This window comes from Aeromonas sp. QDB25 (genome assembly GCF_027707725.1).
Lineage (GTDB): Bacteria > Pseudomonadota > Gammaproteobacteria > Enterobacterales > Aeromonadaceae > Aeromonas > Aeromonas caviae.
In genome coordinates this window covers 30,986-53,493 of the sequence record NZ_JAPCIZ010000029.1, presented here as the reverse complement: position 1 = coordinate 53,493, position 22,508 = coordinate 30,986, and the positions used below count along the sequence as shown (strand labels likewise).

Sequence of the window (22,508 nt, the reverse complement as noted above, 5' to 3'; positions counted from 1 at the left end):
GGGTGAACAACAAGATCAAAGTGATAAAGCGCATGGCATATGGATTTAGGGACTCAGAATACTTTTTTCTGAAAATCAAGGCGGCCTTCCCCGGAAAGCCGCGATGAACCATAAAAAAAGGGAAGGCAATGCCTTCCCTTTCTCTTTTCTGCCCGGCGCCCTCATCAGGCGTCGTGGTAATCCTGGCAGGCGCTCAGGGTGTTCTCCATCAGGCTGGCGACCGTCATGGGGCCCACGCCCCCCGGTACCGGCGTGATGAAGGCGGCGTGATTACGCGCGGTCTCATACTCCACATCTCCCACCAGGGAGCCGTCCGCAAGGCGGTTGATGCCCACGTCGATCACCAGGGCACCGGGTTTGACCCACTCCCCCGGAATGAAGTTGGGCTTGCCCACCGCCACCACCAGCAAGTCGGCCCGGCGCACCTGGGTCTCCAGATCCTGGGTGAAACGGTGACAGGTGGTGGTGGTGCAACCAGCCAGCAGCAGCTCCAGCGTCATGGGGCGCCCCACGATGTTGGAAGCCCCGACCACCACCGCATGCAGACCGTGGGTCTTGACGCCGGTGGTCTCGATCAGGGTCATGATCCCCTTGGGGGTGCAGGGTCGCAGCGCCGGGATGCGCTGGGCCAGACGACCCACGTTGTAGGGATGGAAGCCATCAACGTCCTTGTCGGGACGAATGCGCTCCAGCACCTGGGTGGTATCGCAGTGGGCCGGCAAGGGCAACTGCACCAGGATGCCGTCCACTTCCGGATCCTCGTTGAGCTGGTCGATCAGGGACAGCAGCTCCGCTTGTGTCGCCGTGGCGCTGAGGTCATAGGAGCGGGAGACAAATCCCACCTCTTCACAAGCGCGACGTTTGCTGCCCACATAGACTTGGGAGGCCGGATCCAGCCCCACCAGGATCACCGCCAGACCCGGTGCCCGTTTCCCCTGCGCCAACCGCTGTTGGACTTGCGCGGCGACCTGATTGCGAATCGTTTGCGCAACCTGTTTTCCATCAATGATTTTGGCAGACATCGTTCTTCACTCACCATGTGTTCAACTGCGGCGCATTGTCGCATTTTTTTGGCGCGGGTGTTAGCGGCTCTCGCAGGGAGGGCAATAAGTAGGCACTTGAATTTACTGGTGGAAAAAGTCGTTGACGCTGACTTTGGCGCTTGGGTATGATGCCCGCCCGTTGCCCAGTGGTGCCGCCGAAGGTATGCTGGATGGCGAATTTTCGGTGATTAGCGCAGCCCGGTAGCGCATCTGGTTTGGGACCAGAGGGTCAAAGGTTCGAATCCTTTATCACCGACCAGGTTCATCGGGAAATCCCCGGATTTCTTGATACAACGCGCCCTTAGCTCAGTCGGATAGAGCAACGGCCTTCTAAGCCGTGGGTCGCAGGTTCGAATCCTGCAGGGCGCGCCATTTAAAATGTGTTTTAAATCATTGAGTTATTGATGAAGAGTGTGACTTATCGTCCATTCGGCAGATTATCTCAGGATGACCTTGGCCAGGCCTTGGCAGACACAAAATGGCGATGATTTCAGTGGTGGTTGTAGCTCAGTTGGTAGAGTCCCGGATTGTGATTCCGGTTGTCGTGGGTTCGAGCCCCATCAGCCACCCCATTATTTCTCTGTTGTTGCTATCTGTTGCGTAAGAAAGGCTTTAATATGGCCAGCAACTCATCTGCAAGGCAGACTTCGCGCTATTTATGCGCGGCGATAAACCGGCCCCGCGCCGGTTTTTTTGTTTTAGCGAACAAAATAACGCCTATGGAGGCGGCCTATGTCTCTTCGTAATCCAGCTCGCAAGCAGCCCGCTCGCCAGCCCTCCCCCACGACGGGTAACCCCGCCCTCGATCTCTTCCACCGCAACTGGCAAGCGCTCGAAAAGCTACAGGCAAAAATCGACAAGCAAACCCTCAACGGCCGCGATATCTATCAGCGCTTCACCAGCGACATCGAACCCCTTGAGCGTCAACAATGCGAGCTCATCTTTGCCCTCACCAAGCGACTGACCGACTTTACGGCTCGCAAGAGCTTTACCCAGTGGCAACGGGAGACCTTGCACCACTGGATCCACGATCTCATCAACTATCTCGAGTCCAATCCGTTTCGTGGCGAGATGGATTTGGCCCCCCTCTATCACCAAATCCAAACCAATACCGCCCTGCACATGGATGACGAACAGCTCGACTATCAGTGTGATGAACTTACCCATATGCTGATGGAAACTTGTGGTCACTGCCCCGAAGACATCGACACCTTGCGCGATATGGTCAAAAACCCCGCTCTGTTGCACGAGTACCTGATAAACGCGGCGAAGCAGAAAATGGCCAACGGGAGTGACACCGCTGGTGAGGAAGAGGATGCCCTCTTCGACGATGATGAGTTGTTTGCCGATGAGTCCCCCTTCGGCGCTGAGCAGCAAGATGCTTTTGCCCACACGCGCACCCGTCGTGAGCAAGAGGAAGAGATGCGCATCGAACAGCTGTTCAGCAAATCCAGCCTCAAGCAGCTCTATCGCAAGCTCGCCCTGGCGCTGCACCCGGATCGGGAACCCGACCCCGCCATGCAGGCGGAAAAGACCCGCATCATGGGCCAACTCAGTCAGGCTTGGGAAAACAAAGAGATGTTCACCCTGTTACAGCTGGCCCACGCTCACCTACCCGAGTTCGATAACCTGCTCAGTGACGAGAACCTCGCTTACCTCAACCCGATGCTGAAACGCCAGCTACGCGAGCTCGAAGTCAGCTACTACGGCGGGCAAGACGGGCTAATGGGCGCGGTGCTGCACAAATTCAAGCAATCATCCAAGAAAAAGACCGAGCAGGCCTTTGCCGAACATCGGGACTATTTGCTGCGTGATATCGACCACCTGACTGCCCAGCTGGCCGAGATCACCACCCTGCAGACCCTCAAACCCTATCTGGCGGCCCGCTGGGATCAGCAGCAAATAAGGTGGCGTGAGGAAGAGGACGATATGGAATGGCTGTTTCGGTAACGGCCAGCGCTGACCGACCATCTCCCCAAACAATCAAGGCGCCACTGGCGCCTTGATTGCTTTCACGCTGCTGGTTTTTACACTGCTTGTTTTTACACTGATCGTGCTATCGGATAGCCAGCCTTAAATCAGGGTCACCTGACGCGCTTTGGCATCAGGCGCCAGCGCCTGTTCCTCATCGTGGATAGTTGTGAAGGGCTCAGGGGAAATGGCGGCTGCCGATGCGATTTTGCGCTGCTGATATTGGGCCAGACGCAAGTCCAGCAGCTCTTGCACCATGCGATGCAGAGGATCGATATCCTCCTCACTCACCGCGAAGCGTGGGCAGAAGCGATCCTCCCTTACCTCGAACCAGTACTCCCCCTTGGCGCCTGGATTGCCGCCACTGCTGAACTTGATCGGATTGCTCTTCCAGTAACTGAGCCAAGCCGGGCTGTCGGCGCTCAGGGCTTGCTGCTTGACCGGTAGATCGAGGCGGGCCAGCTCGGGATGCCGCTCAAACAGGTAACGGGAGTGGCTGGCCAGCGCCGCCAAGGTGGGTGGCTCACGCAGGCCGTCGAGTTCGAGCAGCGCCAATAGCAGGATCAACTTGAAACTCTTGGTGAGCGCGGTGTGCTCCACCCCCGAACGCAGAAAGTCGCCGTGCCGGTTCAGCACGCGCAGCTCCTCCTCCCCCAGATCGCCCGCTTGGGCGAGCAGCTCAAACCAGCCCCCCTGTTTTTGGGTATCGAAACGCAGTTGCTCACCCAGCCGGACTGCCCAGGTTTGCCGCGCGGTGGGGCGATAGCCGAGGTGCTCTTTGAGGGTCTGATAGGTCTCAATCAGAGTCGGTTTCTGCTGCTTTTTTAACAGCGCCAGCAGCGGAAGCAGCTTGGGATCCAGATTGATAAAACAACCTGCCGCCAGCGGCATCGCCCTGTTTGCGTGCGTTGGTGGGCGGGTCAATTGCGTTTGCAGCAGCTGGGGCTTGTAGAGACACGCCTTGTGATTGCCCACCAGATCGATCACCACCAGGCGTTCTTTGCCTTGATAGAGGCGCAAGCCCCGCCCCAACTGTTGCAGGAACACGATGCGCGACTCGGTGGGGCGCAGCATCAGCACGGTATCGATGGCGGGCAAGTCGGTGCCTTCGTTGAACAAATCTACCGAGAAGATGATATCAAGCTCGGCGGCGGCCAGTTGCTCCAGGGCGGCTTGTCGCCCCTGGCGGGAGCCCGCATAGACGGCTATCGCCCGCACACCGGCTTGCTGGAAGACGCTGGCCATAAAATCGGCATGACGGGTCGAGATGCAGAAGGCCAGCGTGCGCTGCTGGCGTAAACGTCGCCACTGGCTAAGGGCGTGCTGAGCCCGCTTCTGACTGGCGAAGGCACTCTCCAGCGCATGGGGGTCAAACTGACCGTTGCGCCAAGGCAGCGCGGCATAGTCGACGGTGTCATCCAAAATGCCGTGATAGGTGAGCGGCACCAGCATCTTCTGCTCGATGGCGAGGGCCAGCCCCCGTTCAAAGACGAGATTGTTGTCGCACAGCGCCAGAATATCGGCCTGATCGGTGCGGTCAGGGGTCGCGGTCAGCCCGAGCAGGAAGCGGGGCTTGAAGTGGTTTAGCAAGCGCCGGTAGGAGGGTGAGGCGGCATGATGAAACTCATCGACCACCACGTAATCGAAGTGATCCGGTGCAAAGCGCAGCAGATGCTGACTCTTGCCCAGGGTCTGGATGGAGGCAAACAGCCAGTCGGCCTCATCCTGCTGCTGACCATGATAGAGGCCCGAATTTGCCCGCGGCACCATGTGCAAGAAGGTCTGGCGCGCTTGGGTCAGGATCTCCTCCCGATGGGCAACAAACAGCAGGCGGGCCGCCTGCATCTGGCGCACATCAAAAGCCGCGAGCCAAGTCTTGCCAAGGCCGGTCGCCATGACCACCACACCCCGTTTATGCCCCTGTGCCCGCGCGGCTTGCAGCGCCATCAGCGCCTCTTGCTGCACGCTGTTGGGGATGGGGGCTTCACGCAGCTGCTCAGCGCTGCTGCGATGATCCCCAGTGAGCACCCGCAACTCCCGCAGCGCGCTCTGCCGATAGCGAGCGAGGTAGCCATCGATCCAGTCGTGGGTAAGGGGCACGACCCGCGCGTCTTGCGCCAGCCGATCGATTTGAGCCGCGAGCTGACGCAGGCTGTGATGCGGCTCGCTGGGGCCGCTCGGCTCAGCCCTGAGCGACCAGTTCCACTCCAGCGACTCGGTGAGGGCGGCGGCAGAGATATTGCTGGAGCCGAGAAACGCCTGGCCACCGAGCACCGCTGGCGACCCTTCCTGGCCAACTTGCTCGCCTAGATACTGGGCTGCGTGCTGGACAAACAGATAGGACTTGAGGTGAAAGCCGCGATTGCCCTGACTCTGGTAGATCAGCGCGCAAGAGCGAGCGGGATCAAATTTAAGCAACTCGCGCAGCGCCACCGGCTGAGTCACCTCCAGATAGTCCGAGGTGATCACCCGAAGCCGTGCTCCTCGCGCCAACGCCTCGTGCAGGGCACCGCGCAACAGCACCAGCCCGCTTTGGCGAATAAAGGAGACACACAACTCGATGCGGCTACCCTCGCCACAACGGGCGATGGCGTCCAGCAGATGTGGCAACAGGGGATCGTTGAACTCCGGATCCCCCGCCTCTCCCCCGCTGATGAGCACGGGTGCACTCATGACCCGACCTTGCGCACGATGGCGTTAAGCCAACGCTCCTGCTCGCGGCCGGGGCGTCGATCCGCCGTCAGCCAAGTCTCGACCTCGCTCAGCGGCAACGGCGTGATCAGGGCGTGCAGCCCCGCCTCATCCAACTGGGTGAAGGCTCGGCCATCGCGCTCGGTCTCGTCTACCCCATATTTGAACGAGCAATAGAGCAGACCACCGTCGGCGAGTTGCTGGCACAGATGGGCCATTACGGCATCCAATTCGGCGCGGGGAACATGCAGCAGACTGGCACAGGCCCAGATGGCATCGACCGGCACGGGAGCCACAAACTGCTCGAAACGGCACAGTTGCACCGGCTGACCAAGCAGGCGCTCGGCACGCAGGGCCAGCTCCGCGCTGGCATCGAAGGCTGTGACCCGAAAACCTTGCTGATGGAAATACAGGCTGTCCCGCCCAGAGCCGCAGCCCGCATCGACGATATGAGCGCCGGCGGCGAGCAGAGGCAAGAAGCGCTGGTAAAGCGGTTGCATATCGACCGACAGCGTGCCTTCGACGAAGCTATCGGCGTGTTGGTTGTAGTAATCGATAGACATAGTAAGCAGGCACCTAGCAGAAAACGCCAAGATTAACAGAGAGATAGGGGTAAAAAAATCGAGTCAGCGCCATTTCAGACAATCCGCAGTACGGGAAGACCAACTGGCACCTTGATTATCTTCCCACTGATTGCAGCGACCAGAGTGATCTGCTCTTGGACAAGTAGAATCTTCACTACGAATTTACACTTGGATGGCTTGAGGCCGGTTCGCGCCCCAATAAACCGGCGATAAGCATCGTACGTTCTACGGGCTCTTTGTTGGAGTCAGCAACGAGCTGTGTGAAACTAGGGAAAGTGCGAACAAGTATCCCACGAACAAAAAATGAAAATTTTAGTCATTTAATATCAATGGGTTACCAGTAAATGCTCTCGTGCCATATGACTTATTCGCACCTTCCTCAGGAGAGCGGAGCAGTGGCTCAACCTACGACCTCGGAAATGTCTCGGATTCAGGCAGCCTGTCAAGGTATTCGAAGAGTACCGTCAGGCAGCATAGGCGAGTGTCGCACTTCGAAGTTGAATTCGCGGATCAATTGATAAGGGCACAGGAAAGATCTACCTAAAATCGGGGAATACCCCCAGAAAGGGGGTGAAAATGGTTATAAAGCCTGATTTTTGAAGAAAATGGGGCAATTTTAGAAAAGGGCCGAGTCAAAAATCGACCTAGCAATCAAAGAGGAAGGTGCTACCCACTTATTCGCACCTTCCCTTGTGTGACTACCAACATCTCGGTGTTTTGCTATCTGATTAAACCCTTCCTGATTACCCATGATTAGCAGTCAGTTACCACGAACTATACTGATCTTACGTACAGTTATCGAGGTGCGAGATCATGGCCAAAAGCAAAATCCAATTCCAGAAAGTCACCACACACATCACAGATAACATCTACGACCTGCTCCGTCGGAACTATCGCTTTTACCAACATATTGCCTCCCGCATTATCTCAACACGCAACCTGTTTACCCCCGGCAAGAGCCCCATCGGACGTTGTGGGTGATGCCACCATCTTGCCAGCTCTTCTTTAAAACCGGTTTAAGCCCACGACCACGCCATCAATCCAGCCGCTTGTAAATCCGCGTATCGCTGGTCGATTTCCGAAACCAGTAAAAATCGGGCAATCCTGCAAACACCCTGCGCCAGTTGAATACTTCGGCCGATAATCGATCCGCCATCTTGACGATAGTCTCCGGCATATACTGGATAAGCGGCTTGCCAATCGATGCGGACAAGCAGGCCGACAGGGCTTCAAATGCCCGGGGATCCTGGCTCATCAGACTTTGCAGGTGTGGCTCCAACTTCATGAAGTTCAGGGCTTCATGCTGGGAGCAGATCCCCTCTCCGGCTTCCACGTTGTAGTAGAGGTAGAGTTTGCCCACATCGTGCAGCAATCCCCCTAGGAAGGCGACGTCGGCGGTGCGTCCATCAAGCCGGTATTGACGACACAACATCCTGGCTGTCATCGCCACTTCTACACTGTGCTCCAGCAAGCCACCCACATGGTCATGATGATGGTGATGGCTCGCCCTGCCTCGATAAAACCCGGTGATAAAACGCCGGTCACGTAGGATCCCGAGGGAAAAGCGCCGTAACCCGCCGGGCGGTAACATGGCATAGAAGCGCCACAGTGCCTGGATCATCTGGCCATGCGACTCATTGAGGGCCAAACCAAGGTGAAACTCCCACAGTTGACGCCCCTCGTCCCCTGTGATGCCTTCCAGAGCGCGACAACTGCGCAATGTGACAGACTGCTGCTCCATCCCCAGCATTGCCAGTACCAGCTGCCCCGACGGCGCAATAGTTGCCATGCATTTATCTGAGACCGAGACTCGATGGACGGCCTTTGGCGATAACAATTCCCAACACTCATACTCGCCCTCGCTATCCGCCAGTCTGGTTGCCCACATCAGTTCGCCGCAATCCGCATATTCAGTGACGTGTACCATGACCCGCCTCCCCATCGTGTGAATCCCACCTTTCCGCCAGCGCCTTCGAGGCAAGCCGCTGCTGCTCGAATCCCGCCAACATCTGCTCAAAGGCATGCCCATCCCGACCCGACAGATCAGGCACGTAACGGGAATAGACCCGGAATAACATCTGAGTGCTGTTATGGCCCAGTTGCTTTGCTATCCACTCAGGGCTCTCACCTGCCGCGAGCCAGAGCGTGGCGGCGGTATGCCTTGTCTGATAGGGCTTGCGCTTCTCCAGCTTTAACAACGACAGCAATGGGTACCACACCCGATTGGCCACATTGCGATCCTCGAACGGGCTGCCGTGCTTCGTGCAGAAAACAAACCCATCTGGTGAGACCTTGCCATCGTAGCGGTCGCGTTGAGTGAGAAATGCCTGATAAACCTGCTCACTCATCTGCACCGCGCGATAGGAGCCATCGGTTTTCGTCGGGATCAGTTCATTGCGGACCCATGCCTGATACACCAGGATCTGCCGGCGCTCGAAATCGATGTGGCGCCAGGTTAAACCGTGGATCTCGCTCGAACGTAGCCCGGTAAAAAACCGGATGGTGTAATAAGGGCGAAAGTCAGCCCTCACCACTGCCAGCAGTCGACCAATCTCTTCAAGACTGAAGGGCATGATGTTGCTACGGGGGATCTTGAGTGCTCGGATATTGCGCCAGGGCGAGTCAAAACCGAACCGATCTGCCGCATCTGCCAACATCATGCGAAGCGGCGTCATGATGTGGTTGACCCGTGAGGCTGAGATCGGCTTGCCACCTCTCCCGGGCAAACGAGCGATCATTGTCCTGAATGCCAAGATCGCAGACTTATCGATCACGCTCAGCGGCTGATTGCCAAAGTGCGGCAGCAGATGGCAATCAAGAATGTCGCGGATGGTCTCCTGCTGGGAGGTTCGCCACTCGGCCGATTTTTCCTGGTACCACTGCTCAGCAAAATCAGACAACAGAGGGCACCCAGCCCGCAACACGGCTTCCCGCTCGGCCAGTTTGGTGAAGTAGCCACAACGCGGGCTGTTTGGGAAGGTTTTGCAAAAATCAAACTGCCCGAGGGTGATTTGTGCCTCCAACCGTTCACAATACTGCTTCAGTTTGTGGCGATTTTGGCTTGTATCGGGTAACCCAGTGCGCTCACGACAGCGCTTCCCCTTGAAGCAAAAATCGAGGTAAAGCAATTGGTTAAGGCTATATACTGTTGCCATAAGAATCCACCTCCCCTAGCCCTGAAACGACTCGAACATTGCGCTGTGCTTGAGCATTTCCTCTTCGATAGGCTCCCAGAGAAACAACAACTTACGACCGCCAAACGGGCGAATATAGTGCAGCCCTTCGAGCAGGACAGAGTCTTTCAGCTGATTGCGGATAGTACGTGGATCGAACTTGATGCGAGCAGAGAGCTCTTCTGTTGTCAGGTAGGTGTATGCCATAATCATATCCTCTCTTTTTTCTCTTCAAAAAAAACAAATGCACCACAGGAGGGATTTTAGCACCACAAATCGTTAGTGCAACGATTTTTGCCATCCTGCAGGTCTTTTTTCTATGGAGGAGTGATGATTAAGTGCCATCTATCCCGAATTTTGGGTGAACGGAAACTCAAAGTTGCCGAAGTTGCCAGAGATACGGGTATCAATCGAAACACTTTGCATCGTCTCTACAATGAGACGGCAACGCGAGTGGAGTTAGAAGTAATAGAACAGTTATGCCACCATTTAAGAATTGAGATTGGTGATTTGTTTGAAGTGGTGGGTCACCCTCCCGAGAATCTCGGTGGAATGTAACAAAAGACTCTTACGAGAGAACCCAAAAGGTCTGGTTTAACGAGGTCAGGGGAACGGTGACGTGGTAGTCAATCTGACCATCCCAGCCTTCCTCACCTCATCAATATGCACTTTCCCATCGATACTCCGGATAAATTTTCATCCCCCCTGAGATGAGGTAAAAAAATGAGCCGAAGTCGACGAAAGACCCCCATGTTTGGCTACACAACAGCGACGTCTGAAGCTGAAGACAAGCGGATTTGGCACAAACGCTGGCGCGCTCAGTTGCGTGGCCAGCTATCACGCGACGCAACGACGGATGACTTTTTGCCAATACTCCAACGCGCCGTTTCGAGCCCTTGAAACATGGATAAGGATGGGAAAAGCTGGTTCAGCCCTCGACAGCAGCGCCGGCAAGCAGAGCAATTCCTGCCCCTTCAAGGCCTATCCACATCAGATGCGCAGCGCGCAGTGGTCAGGCAGCTGGCAAAATGGCGAAGCAAATAGATTTTTATTCTATTTCAGCATGTTGCACGTTCAATCTGTAAGCTCACGCGCGGTTTGACGTGCAAAGTCGGCTTTCTTCTTGTTACCTAGCGATACCAGCTCTTGGATGCTCATTACTTTCAGCGCCACGACATAGGCGACTGTCCGCAGCAACGGAGTGCTGTAGCGCGCCATTGGTTTTACCGTGTCAGCATTTTGCTGCCGCTCAGTAGAACGCTGACAGATACCCGCCTCGTCAGGATGAATTATTCGCAGTAGTGCCCGGTTAGCCCCACTTTTTTCAATGAATTCACTCTTCACGCGATAGCGTGAGATGACCTCCCGCCATGGGGATTTTTCACTCCGTTTGGCGCCACATCGTACCTCGATCGCAATCCGTGTCGCTGGCAGCAGTAACACCGTCACACTCAGGAAGGCTTGCAACATCTGTGGATCCGTGAAGGGGATCCCAGTGTTGCGAGTATTGCTTCGGACTAGCAGATAGCCAATCCATTCGATGAAAGCCGCTCGTTGCTCGCGATAGACCTGGCGAGCCAGTTTAACCACTTTACGGAGTTCGACTTGCTCCTTATGACTGCGCAAGGCTCCAGGAAGCAAATTCAGATGATGTGACGTTGAGTAGAGCAATCGCTGTGCTCCCCGCTGAGTCTTAAATGCTTTAAGTAAATGAATTTTTTCAACTAACTCATCGACCATAGCGGGTGTGAGTTGATAACGATTGAGTTGATCGGTGATATCTTCATGTCGTGCGAACCGTGCGATCAGCTCCAGAGCGGCATCAAAATCCAGCTTGTGTTTAACCAAGGGAGGGTAAGGTGCACACTCCATCAGGACCCAGGAGACCTGTTGAAGATAAGGCGAAAGCGACTGGAGCAGGGCCTCCCGGCAGCGCTGCCATGTCAAGGGCCCCTCCAACCAGTCGTTCTGTGTGAGCTTTGCACGAGACAGCCCGGTGAAGTGGTGTCGCAGTGACAAAGACCAGTCGTACTTGGCCTGCAACAGACACGCTGCATTGACCCAGTGGGTAAAATGCAAATATGAGTGCAACGTCGTCTCCGGGCTCTGATGGCCAGCAAACTGGGCCAGCGCCCAATAATCCCCCTGAGTGGATGAGTGTGTGATGGTCTGGTAGATAGCGGTACACTGTGCGGCCGACCAAGGCAGGAAATGTGCCCACCCTGGCAAACTGTGCAGTGCCAGAGCTTCGTGATGTAGCAGCAGTTGCAGGCGGCTCAATGCCGTATGCCGCAGATGATGGAAGGTATAGTATTTCCCACCAACCTGCCGAAGGATACTGGTTAACGGCCCCCTGATCTCTTCATCCGACATCGGTATCAACCAACCGCTCTGTGAGGGAAACGCCAGCGCGTTCGCGTTTTTCGCCTTTCGCGGCCATAACCCAGACAAGTACGCATCCAATCGAGTACGCTCTTCCGGGGTCAGCAAGACCCCCAGGGGGATCTTGCGGGTGGCACTGTCACTCTTGCCATCATCAAGCCGGGTATCGCGAATATATAGCCAGCACTCTGGACTGCGTTCGATATCTTTCAACCTGAGCTTTTGGATCTCGCTCAAGCGCAGTCCAGCACGATAAGCCACGATGTATAACGCGCTCAGACACTCTCGGTAACTCGATGAGGTGTGCGTCATCCGCTCCATTCCACGCAGCAACTGTCGAAAGAGAGGTTCACTGAGATAGGTGGCACGCACATGGGGCCGCTGGCGCTCGCGCGGGACCAGCTCCTCCGGCAATGGGGCCAAGTGGTAACTCGCCACCGCATAGCTGTGCAGGCTGGTCAAGCGTGCAGCCATGTAGCTGACAGCATTCTTTTGGCTAACGGGCGCCTCGGAAGAGGAACTTTCCGGCTCTGCGGAGGAGGATCTTTCCAGGTCCGTCCGTTCAACCGCACCAGAGAGCGCCGGGTCGACGACCAGATTTGAAGTCCCCCCATACTCTTCCAGCAATGCTCGATAACAGCTCAGAAAACGATCGCCATCCCATAAGCCGAGATCATGATCAAAGCACCGAACAAGCCATTGCTGACCACCGCGACTAAGGTAACTGCGCAGCGTCGAAGGCTTGTTTTTGTTCTTTGCGATGCATTGATGTAGCCACCCGACCAGGATCTGCTCTGACTTGCTGAGGGTCTGCTCATTGCGCAACCGATTCAGTCCTGCGAGGCAGCTTGCCTTCGTCTGCTTGCGAGTCGCGCTCTCCTTTTCCGCCAACACCGTTCGCAACCGAGCCAGTAAGGATGAATAAGGGTGGTCTTCGCCATGGTAGCGCCGACGCTTGGAACTGCCTGCCGTCAGGTTATCGACTAATCCGGTACTCGCCTCCTGCGCCAAACACACCACTTGGTGACCATCCGCAACCGTCGGATGATGCAGTGAAAGCCAGTGTTCATGAGGCAGTGGTACACTGTGTAACGCCCCAGATGCCACATGAGTCAGGATCTGTGGCCAGCGGACCCCGGCTTGCCCACCGGTTACCAGACTCGCCCCTTGGCAAAACTCTTTGATCCCGCGCAGGGGTGCAGTCAGATGTCTCTGGGCCCATAAGCTGAATGTGTCGAGCTCAACGGCAAGCTCAAACGTTTTGCCGCGCCGACGATACCAGCGCTGTACCAACCCCAGAGTCGGCAGGCTTAGGAAAATCTGGAGCTCGGTAACCCCCTTCCCTGCTCTATCGTGCGCATTGGTGGCCAACGCCTTGCTCTCTAACGTCAAAGGCAACCAAACAACTGAGCCATTCGTGCATAATCTTCGCCGCTCAGCGATGGCCAGCATCAGTGCGTGCAAAATCGCCGTCTGGTGTACACCGCAGTAAAACACCGCGCTATGAAGAATGTCGGCCAGTAAATCTTCAGCTTCGATCAGGCTAGTGTCGCGGGCCTCGATCTGTCTATGCCAGTTCAGCAGCGCTTGACTACAGCGCTGCGCTTTGTCAAACCACTTTTCAGTGTAAGGTAGCGGGCGCCGAAGCACCGTCAGGGGGATTGTCGGCAACGGCAACTGCCAATACCCGCTGGTATTGCCCTGCTGCAGGCAAAGCAGGATGGCTCGCAGCCCAGCCTTGAATTCAGACTGTCGCCTATACTTGCCCGTCAACGTGCTCATCGCCAATGGCCACAGATACTCAAACCCTCGGACATCGGCTGGCTCCTTGAATAGGCCGGGCAAATGTTGCAACAGCGCATCCAGTGCTCGACGCTCTATTTGCACCTGAGCACGTTTGAGACGATCCCGACGCATAGCCCGACCAGACCGAAGAACGTTCGCTGCACGCTCATCTTCCTTTCGAAGCTGTTCACGCCAATCGATCAGTGGATTGTCCATTCGCCCATCACCTTCAACCCGAGGGTTTGATGCCATTTGTCCAGCACGTCCGTCAGGGTAAATAGATCGCTCAACGCCGCACTACTGTACTGGTTTGTGAACTCTGTCCCCATCTCCTCATGACCAAGCAGCGCATCGATAAACTCGGTGGCCACGCCTTGCTCCAGCAGGTGGCTGCGCACCGAATGGCGATGCCAGTTTGGCGCCAGGGGCAACAGATTTTCGAACTGCCTCATCATCGAATTTGGGGTGACGATTTCTGTGCCTTCCAGGCTGCCATCTTTGGCCTCGACCGCCCAGAACAGGAGCGCTCCAGCTCCACTCAATGCTTGCTCCGCCGCCGACACTAACGGCGCCAGCAGCGGCTCACGCTGACATGCCAAATATGTCAAATAGCGCTCCCAGGCTTGCAGTTGCTGCACTGCCAACGCTGACAATGGCACCAACCTGGCCGAGCTCACAGATCGTCCCTCTTTGTCTGTCAGCCGGATAAAGCGACTGATGAGGCAGTAATCGCCACGCCTGCCGTACATCTCCGTCACGGGCCTGGCGGCAGTAGAAAGATGGAGGATCAACAAACTGTGGCGCACGAGGAGGTTATGATATTGCGTCAGCGTTGGACGCTGCTGCCGTGACCCACTGAGTCGTGCACAGAGGTACTGCTGATAATTTCCTAGGAGTCGAGCAAGCTCGCCAACGCTAGGATAGAGGCGTGATCCGACAGCTCCTTGTTCTAATTCCGGTGCCAGCACCACCGCGGTCATCCCCATGGAGGCCAAATAACGGCACCAGATCTGCAACACGTCTTTACGTGGCACATGACTGTAGGCCATAGGGGAACATTGCTGAGCCGCCTTGCCACGCAGGATACCGGCAATGGCGCTATCAATCCCCTCTCTTTGCAACCAAGCACGCTGGTAGTTTTGCAGCTGTCGCATGGTCAAGGCCGTGCCAGCTCGCTCATTTGCTCGCGCTAAACAATCCACCTGCGCGCTACTACTCAATGTCCTCCAACCGTGTCCAACCAATAAATGAGTGGCCCATTTTGGCAAAGGTAGCTGCAAGAATAAGTCGCTCTTTGGCAAAAAAGAGTGCAATTTCCTATGCACTCGGCTGTGGGCAACCTCTACATAGCGTTGTAGATACGCCCCATGAGGAAGCCGCCAAATACCACTGGCATTCTTTGAGGGTCCGTCGTCATCGGCAAATCGAGAGCCAGGAGCAGGCAATTTAATCTCAGTACTCGGCCAGACCGGCAGCTTGTGCAAGTCCTCGCTACTCGTGCCCATCACCAGTTGCAGCAGGATCGACAGCGCCGGCAACGCCGTTTCATCGACCGCCTGAGGCATCAAGGCATCGACGAGGCGTGTGATCTGTGACGCTGTGGCAATCCAAAGGTTGGCCGGCAACTGCAGATGACGCATCGACATGGAGAGCGCTACCGAGGCGCTTTGCAAAACCCTCGCCTGAATATCCATCAACCCCTGTGGCTGAGAGGACACCAGCAGCGTCTGCTGCTCAGGGAGGGTTCCTCGCTCCTCTTCACCCTCCCACTCGGTCAGTTTGACTTTGCCGCGCTGCAGCAGAACCTCCCGTAGCAACAGGATTTGGGTCTGCTCGTCGAGCTGCTCTTGATAACGCGCCTCCAGTTGGAACCGCTGGCGTTCGCCGGTTGACCGGGTACCCGTTTTGATCTCTTTGGCTCGCGCCTTATAGAGTCGGCTCAGTAGGGCCTCCAAGGCCCCTGTATTGACGCTCACCTGCTTGTTATTGGCATATTGCTCTCTCTGGATCTTGATGGCTTGCAATAGCGTCAGTATCGGCTGCGTAAAATCGACCTCAGACAGGGCCTTAATCATCACCTCACGTTGATTGTTCGCCATCAGCCTGACGTTGCGCAGCGCCTCTTCGACCGTTTGGTCCCGCTCGGCAATACCCTGAGAAAAATTGATATGTGATAACGCCAAGACGGCCAGGATCGTCACGGACTTGAGCTGAGCAAATAGCTCACCGTTGAGGCTATGGCCACTACGCAATTCCGCCAAGATGGCGTCAACGAGATAGAATTGGCTGAGTCTCCGATCTTTACTCAACCGCTCACGCATTTGCATGGCAGAGAGTGGCGATGGGGGCAGCATCTCTTTGGATGAGACAGAATCGATCCACTGCAGCTCGGCGGCCAACAACGCGGTCAGTGTTGGATCCAATCCCAGGATCCCCTGACAGCAGGCTTGCAACGATTCAAGGATTTGCCGGTGCCACTCGGCCAACGCCTCCGGAAACACCAGCTGTCGGGTAAGGGAACGGGCGGGTTCAGCGTCAAGACCCTCCACTGCCTGCTCCTGCGAAAGGTCATCACTCATCGGCTAACCTCTGCAAGAAGAAGTTAGGTTCGGGCACCGATACCATCCCGTTCTTTTTGTCTTTTTGCCGGGACTTGCTCAGCGCCTCCTGAGCATGCGCCAGCTGTTCCCGGGACAACCCGCACACCTTGGCCCAATAGTCTTGAGACAACCGCTTCTTCTGAAACCAGTTAAGACGCTGCTCGTCTGTCAGAACGCGATTGAAAATTCGTCGGCTGCATTCGATGAGACGGGGCTCCCCTAACAGCGTCATCAACCTCAGCCACTCCCCGGCCAGATGCTGCTCGACCTCACCCTCATTCAGCCCGCAGGGGATCAATCGTTGCCCAGGCGGCGGTTTGATTGGCGACGGCCAAGACAATACTGGCAACAATGGCCCTACGATCATAAGCGCACTGCCCACATCATCGCCTGACGACAAGGGACGATAGAGAATAATGGCTGACTCCCAGAGCGTATGGAATTGATCGGCAATCGGCAGCCCAGTCTTGAAGCCCAACTCCAACCACGCCTCACGAAACGCGACTAACGCCGGATGGATCTGATAGTTCCCTGACTCCTTCGTCCTCATGTAAACCCCGTGTATCACCCGTTACTAACACATTACATAAAAATGTATTTTGTTTTCAAACAGTTCCTTAGCGATAAACCGATTCAGCCACACACCGAACCTCTGAACCTGCGCATGGCAGGCCTACCGCAGGCAGGTACTGTGAATGAAGTCAGGAATGGAGATGCAATTCACCAAGTGGGTAATCGTCGAGGGAGCGGGATCATTTAGCCGATATGCAAGGGGGAATGTGACTGACTCGGGTGACGTCAATTGAACAATACTTGGCTTTCTCCTGCACATGCTGGACACCGCTGTCGAGCGGTAACGCCTTCAGCGAGATAGGTCGCCATCAAACGACGACGCCATGCTCAATCTGACCGATGAGATCGATAACTGCCTGAGCTCCGACAGCGGTCGTCAGGAAAGTAGCAGGAGGGTTTCCTCCCAGCGCCCGGGCAGGTTTGTTCAACCACTCAAGCGCCTTCCCCCTGTCCCCCTCGAACAGCGACTCCGCAGCCTCCATCACACTAACGAATGAATAGATACGGGCACTCTGAGCGCGGGACAGCAGGGCCGCCGCAGTGCGCTTGCGTGTCACCGTCGAGCGGTCAATGCCAACCAGCTGACAGACTATCTTGACGTCGCAGCCCAGCAACGCAGCCAGTTCATTGACGATGGAGGGAGCCATTCCAGCCACAATGAGATGATGCGCCCCCACAAGCTCCTGGGGCAAGGCCAGCGAGGCCATCAGCCCCTTCGGTTGGCGGATCTGGCGAACAGAACGATAAGCAGCGTAGGACATGGCGAGGCGGCTCCCTGTATCATTGCGCCTTTAAACTAGCCCATCTAAACCATACCATCAACGATGCAGGACTCTTTCAAACCCCAAACGTTAACCTATGAAGCCACCGCAAAACTGCGCCAAACTTGCCACTAAAACTGGCGCAGTTTAGTTAACTGCGCCAAAATGGCGCCATATATATGAAAAACGCGCCAACAAACACGATGTCAGCGACCACAGACCTACTAGAGACTATCAGGGGATCCGAAAGCGGATTGACGCTGGCTGAACTGCTGGGCCGCCACCCGAGCATTGCCAGACGCACCGCACAGCGCCTGATAGCCAAGCTGATTGAAAGCGGCCACATCACAGCCCAAGGCGAAGGACGGGCTCGCCGCTATCATGCTGACTCCGAGAGCCATACCGAGCCCCGGATAGCCAAGGTGGACAGTTTCCCCGCGTTCATCCCACTCTCTGCCGACAGCCTGGATATCCTTGCCTATATCGACCAGCCCCTCCCAGCCCGCAAGCCCGTGGGCTATCAGCATGATTTCTTGCAGGCATATCATCCCAACGAAACCTGTTACCTGTCCGAATCACTGCGCCGTCAGTTGCACAACATGGGCAAGACCACAGACATCGATGAGCCTGCCGGCACATACAGTCGAGCGATCCTGAACCGTTTGTTGATCGACTTATCATGGGCATCGAGCCACCTGGAAGGTAATACCTATAGCAGGCTAGACACCCGTGAACTTATCGAGCACGGCAAGGCCGCGCGGGGTAAGGGAGCCATCGAAACGCAGATGATCCTGAACCATAAAACCGCGATCGAGTTACTGGTCGAAAACATCGACAGTGCCGAATTTAACCGCTACACCCTGATGAACTTGCACAGCGCCCTGGCGGAAAACTTGCTACCCAACCCTGCCGATGAGGGGCGCATTCGCCAACATGCTGTCGACATCAGTAAAAGTATCTATCGCCCGTTATCCACGGCACAACAAATCGAAGAGGTGCTGGACGAGGTGCTGAGCAAAGCCAATCAGATCCACGATCCGTTTGAACAATCGTTTTTCATGATGGTGCACTTGCCCTACCTACAACCTTTTGCCGACATCAATAAACGCACTTCCCGCCTAGCCGCGAATCTCCCCCTGTTTCGTGGCAACCTCTGCCCGCTCACCTTCCTCGATGTACCAGAACAGGCCTACAGCCGCGCCACCCTCGGTGTGTACGAAATGGCCCGCATCGAACTGCTACGCGACCTGTACGTGTGGGCTTATGAACGTTCAACCCAAGAATATCTTGCCATCAAGCGGGATCTCGCCGAACCTGACCCACTTCGCCTAGCATGGCGGGATCTTATCAAACAGACTGTCCGTGGGGTCGTCACGTCGATCCAACTTGATCCACTCAGCACCATTGAACAAGCGGTGTCAGAGAACGTCCCGCAGCAAGAGCGATCGGCCGTACAGGCACTGATTGTTGAAGAGTTGCGAAGGCTGCATGAAGGTGTTCTGGCACGCTATGGTTTACGGCCCTCGGAGTTTATCGCGTGGAAAGCGCAACATGGGCGCTGATTGATACTGTGACAATCGTCGAGTTGAGTATCTATTAAGGTATTCCATAGTGCGGTGCTCTATGCCGAGGACATCATCATGAGTTACCAAAGCCTGGCAGCCACCACTGCCAATATCACAGAGCTCAGACGCAATCCAATGGGGACCATCAAAGAGGGAAAAGGCGATGCCGTCGCCATCCTCTATCGTAACGAGCCAGCATTCTATTGTGTGCCGCCTGAGCTCTACGCCTACTATCTGGAACTGGCCGAAGATGCCGAGCTGAACCGTATTGTCGATGAGCGAGTCAAACGGTCGGAGTTCGTCAGCGTCAACCTGGAGGACCTATGATTTAGAATCCCATCCTTGCCATCACTACCCTCAGCTCTTGCAAGTCAACGTTGATCAAGCGCGGGCTGGAGATCAACGCTACGATGCCCCTTATTGTCATCGCAGCATTAGTCGCGTCATGGCCCTCCTCCCCTCATTGTGTGAGCGAACTGGCAGCGCCTGCTGATCTGGGCCCCGGTGTAGTAATAAAGGGGAATTCACTTGGGCGCTTCCGATGGAGACGAACCACTGAAAAGCAAAGGCCGTCAGGCGGCATTCCTGTCTGACTCATCCATCCGGGGTTTTCAGCGTCCAATTTTGACCACCCTGGAGTGTGTGCAACCATCCGATTTTTGGATCGAAGATCCATCAGCAGCTTGTTGTCGTGCTCGGACTTCATGCGGTAGGCTGCGCCCGGCGGCAAGACGTTAGCCTAGTGGTTCATGTCGATGATGACGCAGGGATGGCCGCCACCCGCCGGTTAAACTCGGCAAACTCTTCAGCATTATCTTCCCAACGCTCAATGCTGGCCGCCAGCAGGTCTAACAGCTGGACGTTGTTATCGTAGTCATCCACCAGCTCATCTATCAGTGCCAGCGCACTTTCGTAGTCATGCTGGTTGTCGATATGGGTGAAGTAGGGCAGCTCGGCCAAGGCCTCTCGGAGCTGTACCAGAATGGGTTTCAACATGTCAGAGTTACCTTGTTGGTTGCGCCCCCCCGTTTTCGATAACACTGGGGACCTGTCCAGTTTAGATCTTCAATGGAGGTGGCTGCTTGGTATGACACCATCACTGCATTTGCAAATTTTCCCGAGAAACCTCGGCTAGATTGGCAAAATTTCGTGCTCATCAATTCAAGAAGGTATTTAAAGAAGCGAACGCGGGTGCGAACTTGTGAGCTCCCGTGAAGCGATCGCAACAATCATGGACTCACTGACAGAGACGATCAACCGACGCACCATCGCTGCCTTGGCTTTTGTTGCGCCAACCCCAGTGCACTCCTGCTGAAACTCGTTACACCTTGTTTTAATGGCCCCTTGAATCGAAAGTGCGACACCCATACCTGAGGATCAAGGTTAAATACCGCCTTTAGCGTGTGAAAAACATTTACCGCCTAAAGCAGGTAAATATTGATATACCTGCCACAGCGTGTAAATTAAAAGAAATTACGCTACCAGGTAAGTCAAATCATGAAAGTAACCAGCGCCAAGCAACTTAGTGCCTGTCTCAAGGATGCCAGGCTTTCGCAAAAGCTCTCCCAAGGCAAAGTGGCCGGCAAGGTGGGGATCAGGCAGGACACGGTGTCCAGCTTCGAGCTCAATCCCGAGTCAACCAAGCTGGAGACCTTGTTCAAGATCCTCGCCGCACTGGAACTCTCCCTCGATATCAGGCCCCGCACCGATCCTGCGGAAAACGCCACGCCTGGCTGGAAGGAGGAGTGGTAATGGCCAGCCTGACGGTCTACATGAACGGATACCGGGTAGGTACCTTTACCAAGGCGACCAATGGTGCTCACCAATTTCAGTACGATGAATCGTGGGTGAAGTTGCCAGGCAGCCGCCCCATCTCGCTCTCCATGCCATTACGCCAGCAGCGCTACCAGGGCGATCAGGCCTATAACTTCTTCGATAATCTGCTGCCAGATAACCCGGAAGTAAGAAACCGGGTGGTGGCGCGCTATCAAGCCGATTCCACCCAACCCTTTGATCTGCTCAGTTGCATTGGCCAGGACAGCGTGGGGGCATTGCAACTGGTGGCTCAGGGCAGACCTGTGCCAGACGTTAAGCGCATTGAGTGCAAGCCGCTCTCTGACGCCGAACTGGAGCAGATCATGACCAGCTACCAGCAAGGGATCCCGCTTGGTATGGTGAGGGAAGAGGACGATTTTCGGATATCCATCGCCGGGGCTCAGGAAAAGACCGCGTTACTCTACCTCGACAACCGTTGGTGCTTACCGCATGCAGCGACCCCAACCACCCACATTATCAAGCTGCCCATTGGCAAGATCGAAAGCCACTCCTACTCGATAGACCTCTCCCAGAGCGTAGAAAACGAATATCTCTGCACCCTGATCGCCAAAGCATTGGGTCTTCCGGTTCCCCATTGCTTCATCATGCAGGTCGGCAAGGTCAAGGCTCTGGCGGTGGAACGCTTCGATCGGCGCTACGCCACGGATCGCAGTTGGATCATGCGCCTGCCCCAAGAGGACTTCTGCCAGGTGTTGAATGTACCGTCAGCACGCAAGTACGAGAGCCATGGTGGACCGGGCATTGCTGACATCATGACGACCCTGCTGGGATCGGCCACGCCGGAGCAGGATCGGTACCTGTTTATGAAGTCTCAGGTGTTGTTCTGGCTGCTGGCTGCCACTGATGGCCATGCCAAGAATTTCTCGGTGTTTATCGAACCTGAAGGGCGTTTCCGGCTTACACCGTTTTACGACATCCTTTCCATGTATCCTGCATTTGGTGGTAAAGGATTACATCCCCGTGATGCCAAGTTGGCCATGGGGCTTACTGCAACCAAGGGCAAAAAATACGCGATAGAGCAGATATTTCCTCGCCATTTTTATCAAACGGCCAAGGCGATTGGTTTTGAACAAGTGCAGATGGAAAAAATCATCAGCGAACTGACGGATAATCTGGATGAGGTAATATCAATCGTTCGTCAGCAATTGCCTGATACATTTCCCACTGAGATTGCAGATTCAATTTTGGGTGGACTCAGTTCGAAAGCGCAACGCTTAAAACGATAATTGACCAATGTGACAAATGCCTCTTGCATCGCCCCAAATGAGCCTCTATCGAGGCTCATTTTTTTTGCGTACGAGCGAGTGAATGATCCATTTTAGATCAAAAAAACAACTAAAAATGCAGAAACCTGAAGTGCTAATTTTGGCAACATAAAATTTCCTCAGCTAACCTAGACAGACTTAACGGCAATAAGACATTGATTTTAAAGTATTATATTTATTTGATGTTTGACGTATTCTGATGACATTTTAACTCTATTAACAGGTACGGCCTTCTAAGCCGTGGGTCGCAGGTTCGAATCCTGCAGGGCGCGCCATCGA

19 protein-coding genes, 3 tRNA genes and 1 pseudogene are annotated in these 22,508 nt (G+C 55.3%); 12 read left to right on the top strand and 11 right to left on the bottom strand.

Translation table 11 applies throughout. The features are described from left to right. The coding region (locus PG883_RS12105) for a transposase (RefSeq protein ID WP_201872345.1) at positions 1-107 on the top strand (107 nt) is incomplete at its 5' end. Positions 108-164: 57 nt separating this feature from the next. Here PG883_RS12105 and folD read toward each other — a convergent pair. Continuing rightward, a complete protein-coding gene (gene folD, locus PG883_RS12100; protein ID WP_010674955.1) occupies positions 165-1,022 on the bottom strand; it encodes a bifunctional methylenetetrahydrofolate dehydrogenase/methenyltetrahydrofolate cyclohydrolase FolD in 858 nt (285 codons plus the stop codon). 203 nt (positions 1,023-1,225) lie between these two features. On the opposite strand from folD, the gene PG883_RS12095 reads away from it, so the two are divergent. The 4 genes from PG883_RS12095 to PG883_RS12080 all read left to right on the top strand — a co-directional run bounded on the left by PG883_RS12095 (position 1,226) and on the right by PG883_RS12080 (position 2,993). After that, positions 1,226-1,302 (top strand) — tRNA-Pro (locus PG883_RS12095). Between the two features lie 36 nt (positions 1,303-1,338). Continuing rightward, a tRNA-Arg gene (locus PG883_RS12090) sits at positions 1,339-1,415 on the top strand. Between the two features lie 124 nt (positions 1,416-1,539). Next, a tRNA-His gene (locus PG883_RS12085) sits at positions 1,540-1,615 on the top strand. 160 nt (positions 1,616-1,775) lie between these two features. Then, on the top strand, positions 1,776-2,993 hold the full coding sequence (locus tag PG883_RS12080) for a J domain-containing protein (protein ID WP_041211539.1): 1,218 nt from the start codon (positions 1,776-1,778) through the stop codon (positions 2,991-2,993). A 123-nt stretch (positions 2,994-3,116) separates the two neighbouring features. On the opposite strand, the gene PG883_RS12075 is transcribed toward PG883_RS12080, so the two are convergent. Continuing rightward, positions 3,117-5,687 carry a DEAD/DEAH box helicase family protein gene (locus PG883_RS12075; RefSeq protein WP_041204617.1) on the bottom strand — a complete coding sequence of 857 codons (2,571 nt, stop codon included), beginning with the start codon at positions 5,685-5,687 and terminating at the stop codon, positions 3,117-3,119. Continuing rightward, positions 5,684-6,268, bottom strand: coding sequence for a class I SAM-dependent methyltransferase (locus PG883_RS12070; protein WP_024941336.1), 585 nt, complete (start codon positions 6,266-6,268; stop codon positions 5,684-5,686). The genes PG883_RS12075 and PG883_RS12070 overlap by 4 nt, the downstream gene beginning before the upstream one ends. A gap of 399 nt (positions 6,269-6,667) precedes the next feature. Here PG883_RS12070 and PG883_RS12065 point away from each other — a divergent pair. Beyond that, positions 6,668-6,766, top strand: a pseudogene (locus PG883_RS12065) (IS30 family transposase); the annotation flags it as partial. 559 nt (positions 6,767-7,325) lie between these two features. Here PG883_RS12065 and PG883_RS12060 read toward each other — a convergent pair. From PG883_RS12060 to PG883_RS12050, 3 genes are read right to left on the bottom strand one after another with little or no spacing between them, the layout of a single operon-like run. Further along, positions 7,326-8,216, bottom strand: coding sequence for an HDOD domain-containing protein (locus PG883_RS12060; RefSeq protein ID WP_223916935.1), 891 nt, complete (start codon positions 8,214-8,216; stop codon positions 7,326-7,328). Beyond that, on the bottom strand, positions 8,200-9,444 hold the full coding sequence (locus tag PG883_RS12055) for a tyrosine-type recombinase/integrase (protein ID WP_010674969.1): 1,245 nt from the start codon (positions 9,442-9,444) through the stop codon (positions 8,200-8,202). Before PG883_RS12055 ends, PG883_RS12060 begins: the two co-directional genes overlap by 17 nt. Positions 9,445-9,459: 15 nt before the next feature. Then, positions 9,460-9,669 carry a hypothetical protein gene (locus PG883_RS12050; RefSeq protein WP_021140683.1) on the bottom strand — a complete coding sequence of 70 codons (210 nt, stop codon included), beginning with the start codon at positions 9,667-9,669 and terminating at the stop codon, positions 9,460-9,462. Between the two features lie 123 nt (positions 9,670-9,792). Here PG883_RS12050 and PG883_RS12045 point away from each other — a divergent pair, with 123 nt between their 5' ends. Continuing rightward, positions 9,793-10,020 (top strand): helix-turn-helix domain-containing protein, encoded by a 228-nt coding sequence (locus tag PG883_RS12045; protein WP_059169915.1) that lies wholly within the window; start codon positions 9,793-9,795, stop codon positions 10,018-10,020. A 196-nt stretch (positions 10,021-10,216) separates the two neighbouring features. Beyond that, entirely contained in the window at positions 10,217-10,564 is a 348-nt protein-coding gene (locus PG883_RS12040) for a hypothetical protein (RefSeq protein ID WP_270807235.1), read from the top strand. On the opposite strand, the gene PG883_RS12035 is transcribed toward PG883_RS12040, so the two are convergent. From PG883_RS12035 to parS, 4 genes are all read right to left on the bottom strand, one after another. Next, the gene (locus tag PG883_RS12035) at positions 10,537-13,845 is read right to left on the bottom strand and encodes a tyrosine-type recombinase/integrase (RefSeq protein ID WP_043171237.1); all 3,309 of its coding nucleotides are present in this window, start codon (positions 13,843-13,845) and stop codon (positions 10,537-10,539) included. The genes PG883_RS12040 and PG883_RS12035 overlap by 28 nt on opposite strands. Then, positions 13,830-16,208 carry a site-specific integrase gene (locus PG883_RS12030; protein ID WP_043171236.1) on the bottom strand — a complete coding sequence of 793 codons (2,379 nt, stop codon included), beginning with the start codon at positions 16,206-16,208 and terminating at the stop codon, positions 13,830-13,832. The genes PG883_RS12035 and PG883_RS12030 overlap by 16 nt, the downstream gene beginning before the upstream one ends. Next, positions 16,201-16,779, bottom strand: a complete 579-nt coding sequence (locus PG883_RS12025; RefSeq protein ID WP_024941319.1) for a hypothetical protein — start codon at positions 16,777-16,779, stop codon at positions 16,201-16,203. Before PG883_RS12025 ends, PG883_RS12030 begins: the two co-directional genes overlap by 8 nt. Before the next feature lie 331 nt (positions 16,780-17,110). Next, a complete protein-coding gene (parS, locus tag PG883_RS12020) occupies positions 17,111-17,563 on the bottom strand; it encodes a type II RES/Xre toxin-antitoxin system antitoxin (protein WP_021140686.1) in 453 nt (150 codons plus the stop codon). Between the two features lie 254 nt (positions 17,564-17,817). On the opposite strand from parS, the gene PG883_RS12015 reads away from it, so the two are divergent. Next, positions 17,818-19,125, top strand: a complete 1,308-nt coding sequence (locus PG883_RS12015) for a Fic family protein (protein WP_021140687.1) — start codon at positions 17,818-17,820, stop codon at positions 19,123-19,125. Between the two features lie 78 nt (positions 19,126-19,203). After that, on the top strand, positions 19,204-19,455 hold the full coding sequence (locus tag PG883_RS12010) for a type II toxin-antitoxin system Phd/YefM family antitoxin (RefSeq protein WP_010674977.1): 252 nt from the start codon (positions 19,204-19,206) through the stop codon (positions 19,453-19,455). Between the two features lie 420 nt (positions 19,456-19,875). Here PG883_RS12010 and PG883_RS12005 read toward each other — a convergent pair whose 3' ends face one another. Further along, on the bottom strand, positions 19,876-20,124 hold the full coding sequence (locus PG883_RS12005) for a hypothetical protein (RefSeq protein ID WP_010674978.1): 249 nt from the start codon (positions 20,122-20,124) through the stop codon (positions 19,876-19,878). Positions 20,125-20,625: 501 nt separating this feature from the next. Here PG883_RS12005 and PG883_RS12000 point away from each other — a divergent pair. After that, a complete protein-coding gene (locus PG883_RS12000; RefSeq protein WP_005329233.1) occupies positions 20,626-20,880 on the top strand; it encodes a helix-turn-helix domain-containing protein in 255 nt (84 codons plus the stop codon). Then, positions 20,880-22,190, top strand: a complete 1,311-nt coding sequence (locus PG883_RS11995) for a type II toxin-antitoxin system HipA family toxin (RefSeq protein WP_042648678.1) — start codon at positions 20,880-20,882, stop codon at positions 22,188-22,190. Before PG883_RS12000 ends, PG883_RS11995 begins: the two co-directional genes overlap by 1 nt. Positions 22,191-22,508: the final 318 nt, after the last annotated feature.

Coding starts and splice junctions, on each gene's coding strand:
- folD (WP_010674955.1), bottom strand. CDS start 1,022: ATGTCTGCCAAAATCATTGATGGAAAACAGGTTGCGCAAACGATTCGC.
- PG883_RS12080 (WP_041211539.1), top strand. CDS start 1,776: ATGTCTCTTCGTAATCCAGCTCGCAAGCAGCCCGCTCGCCAGCCCTCC.
- PG883_RS12075 (WP_041204617.1), bottom strand. CDS start 5,687: ATGAGTGCACCCGTGCTCATCAGCGGGGGAGAGGCGGGGGATCCGGAG.
- PG883_RS12070 (WP_024941336.1), bottom strand. CDS start 6,268: ATGTCTATCGATTACTACAACCAACACGCCGATAGCTTCGTCGAAGGC.
- PG883_RS12060 (WP_223916935.1), bottom strand. CDS start 8,216: ATGGTACACGTCACTGAATATGCGGATTGCGGCGAACTGATGTGGGCA.
- PG883_RS12055 (WP_010674969.1), bottom strand. CDS start 9,444: ATGGCAACAGTATATAGCCTTAACCAATTGCTTTACCTCGATTTTTGC.
- PG883_RS12050 (WP_021140683.1), bottom strand. CDS start 9,669: ATGGCATACACCTACCTGACAACAGAAGAGCTCTCTGCTCGCATCAAG.
- PG883_RS12045 (WP_059169915.1), top strand. CDS start 9,793: ATGATTAAGTGCCATCTATCCCGAATTTTGGGTGAACGGAAACTCAAA.
- PG883_RS12035 (WP_043171237.1), bottom strand. CDS start 13,845: ATGGACAATCCACTGATCGATTGGCGTGAACAGCTTCGAAAGGAAGAT.
- PG883_RS12030 (WP_043171236.1), bottom strand. CDS start 16,208: ATGAGTGATGACCTTTCGCAGGAGCAGGCAGTGGAGGGTCTTGACGCT.
- PG883_RS12025 (WP_024941319.1), bottom strand. CDS start 16,779: ATGAGGACGAAGGAGTCAGGGAACTATCAGATCCATCCGGCGTTAGTC.
- parS (WP_021140686.1), bottom strand. CDS start 17,563: ATGTCCTACGCTGCTTATCGTTCTGTTCGCCAGATCCGCCAACCGAAG.
- PG883_RS12010 (WP_010674977.1), top strand. CDS start 19,204: ATGAGTTACCAAAGCCTGGCAGCCACCACTGCCAATATCACAGAGCTC.
- PG883_RS12005 (WP_010674978.1), bottom strand. CDS start 20,124: ATGTTGAAACCCATTCTGGTACAGCTCCGAGAGGCCTTGGCCGAGCTG.
- PG883_RS12000 (WP_005329233.1), top strand. CDS start 20,626: ATGAAAGTAACCAGCGCCAAGCAACTTAGTGCCTGTCTCAAGGATGCC.
- PG883_RS11995 (WP_042648678.1), top strand. CDS start 20,880: ATGGCCAGCCTGACGGTCTACATGAACGGATACCGGGTAGGTACCTTT.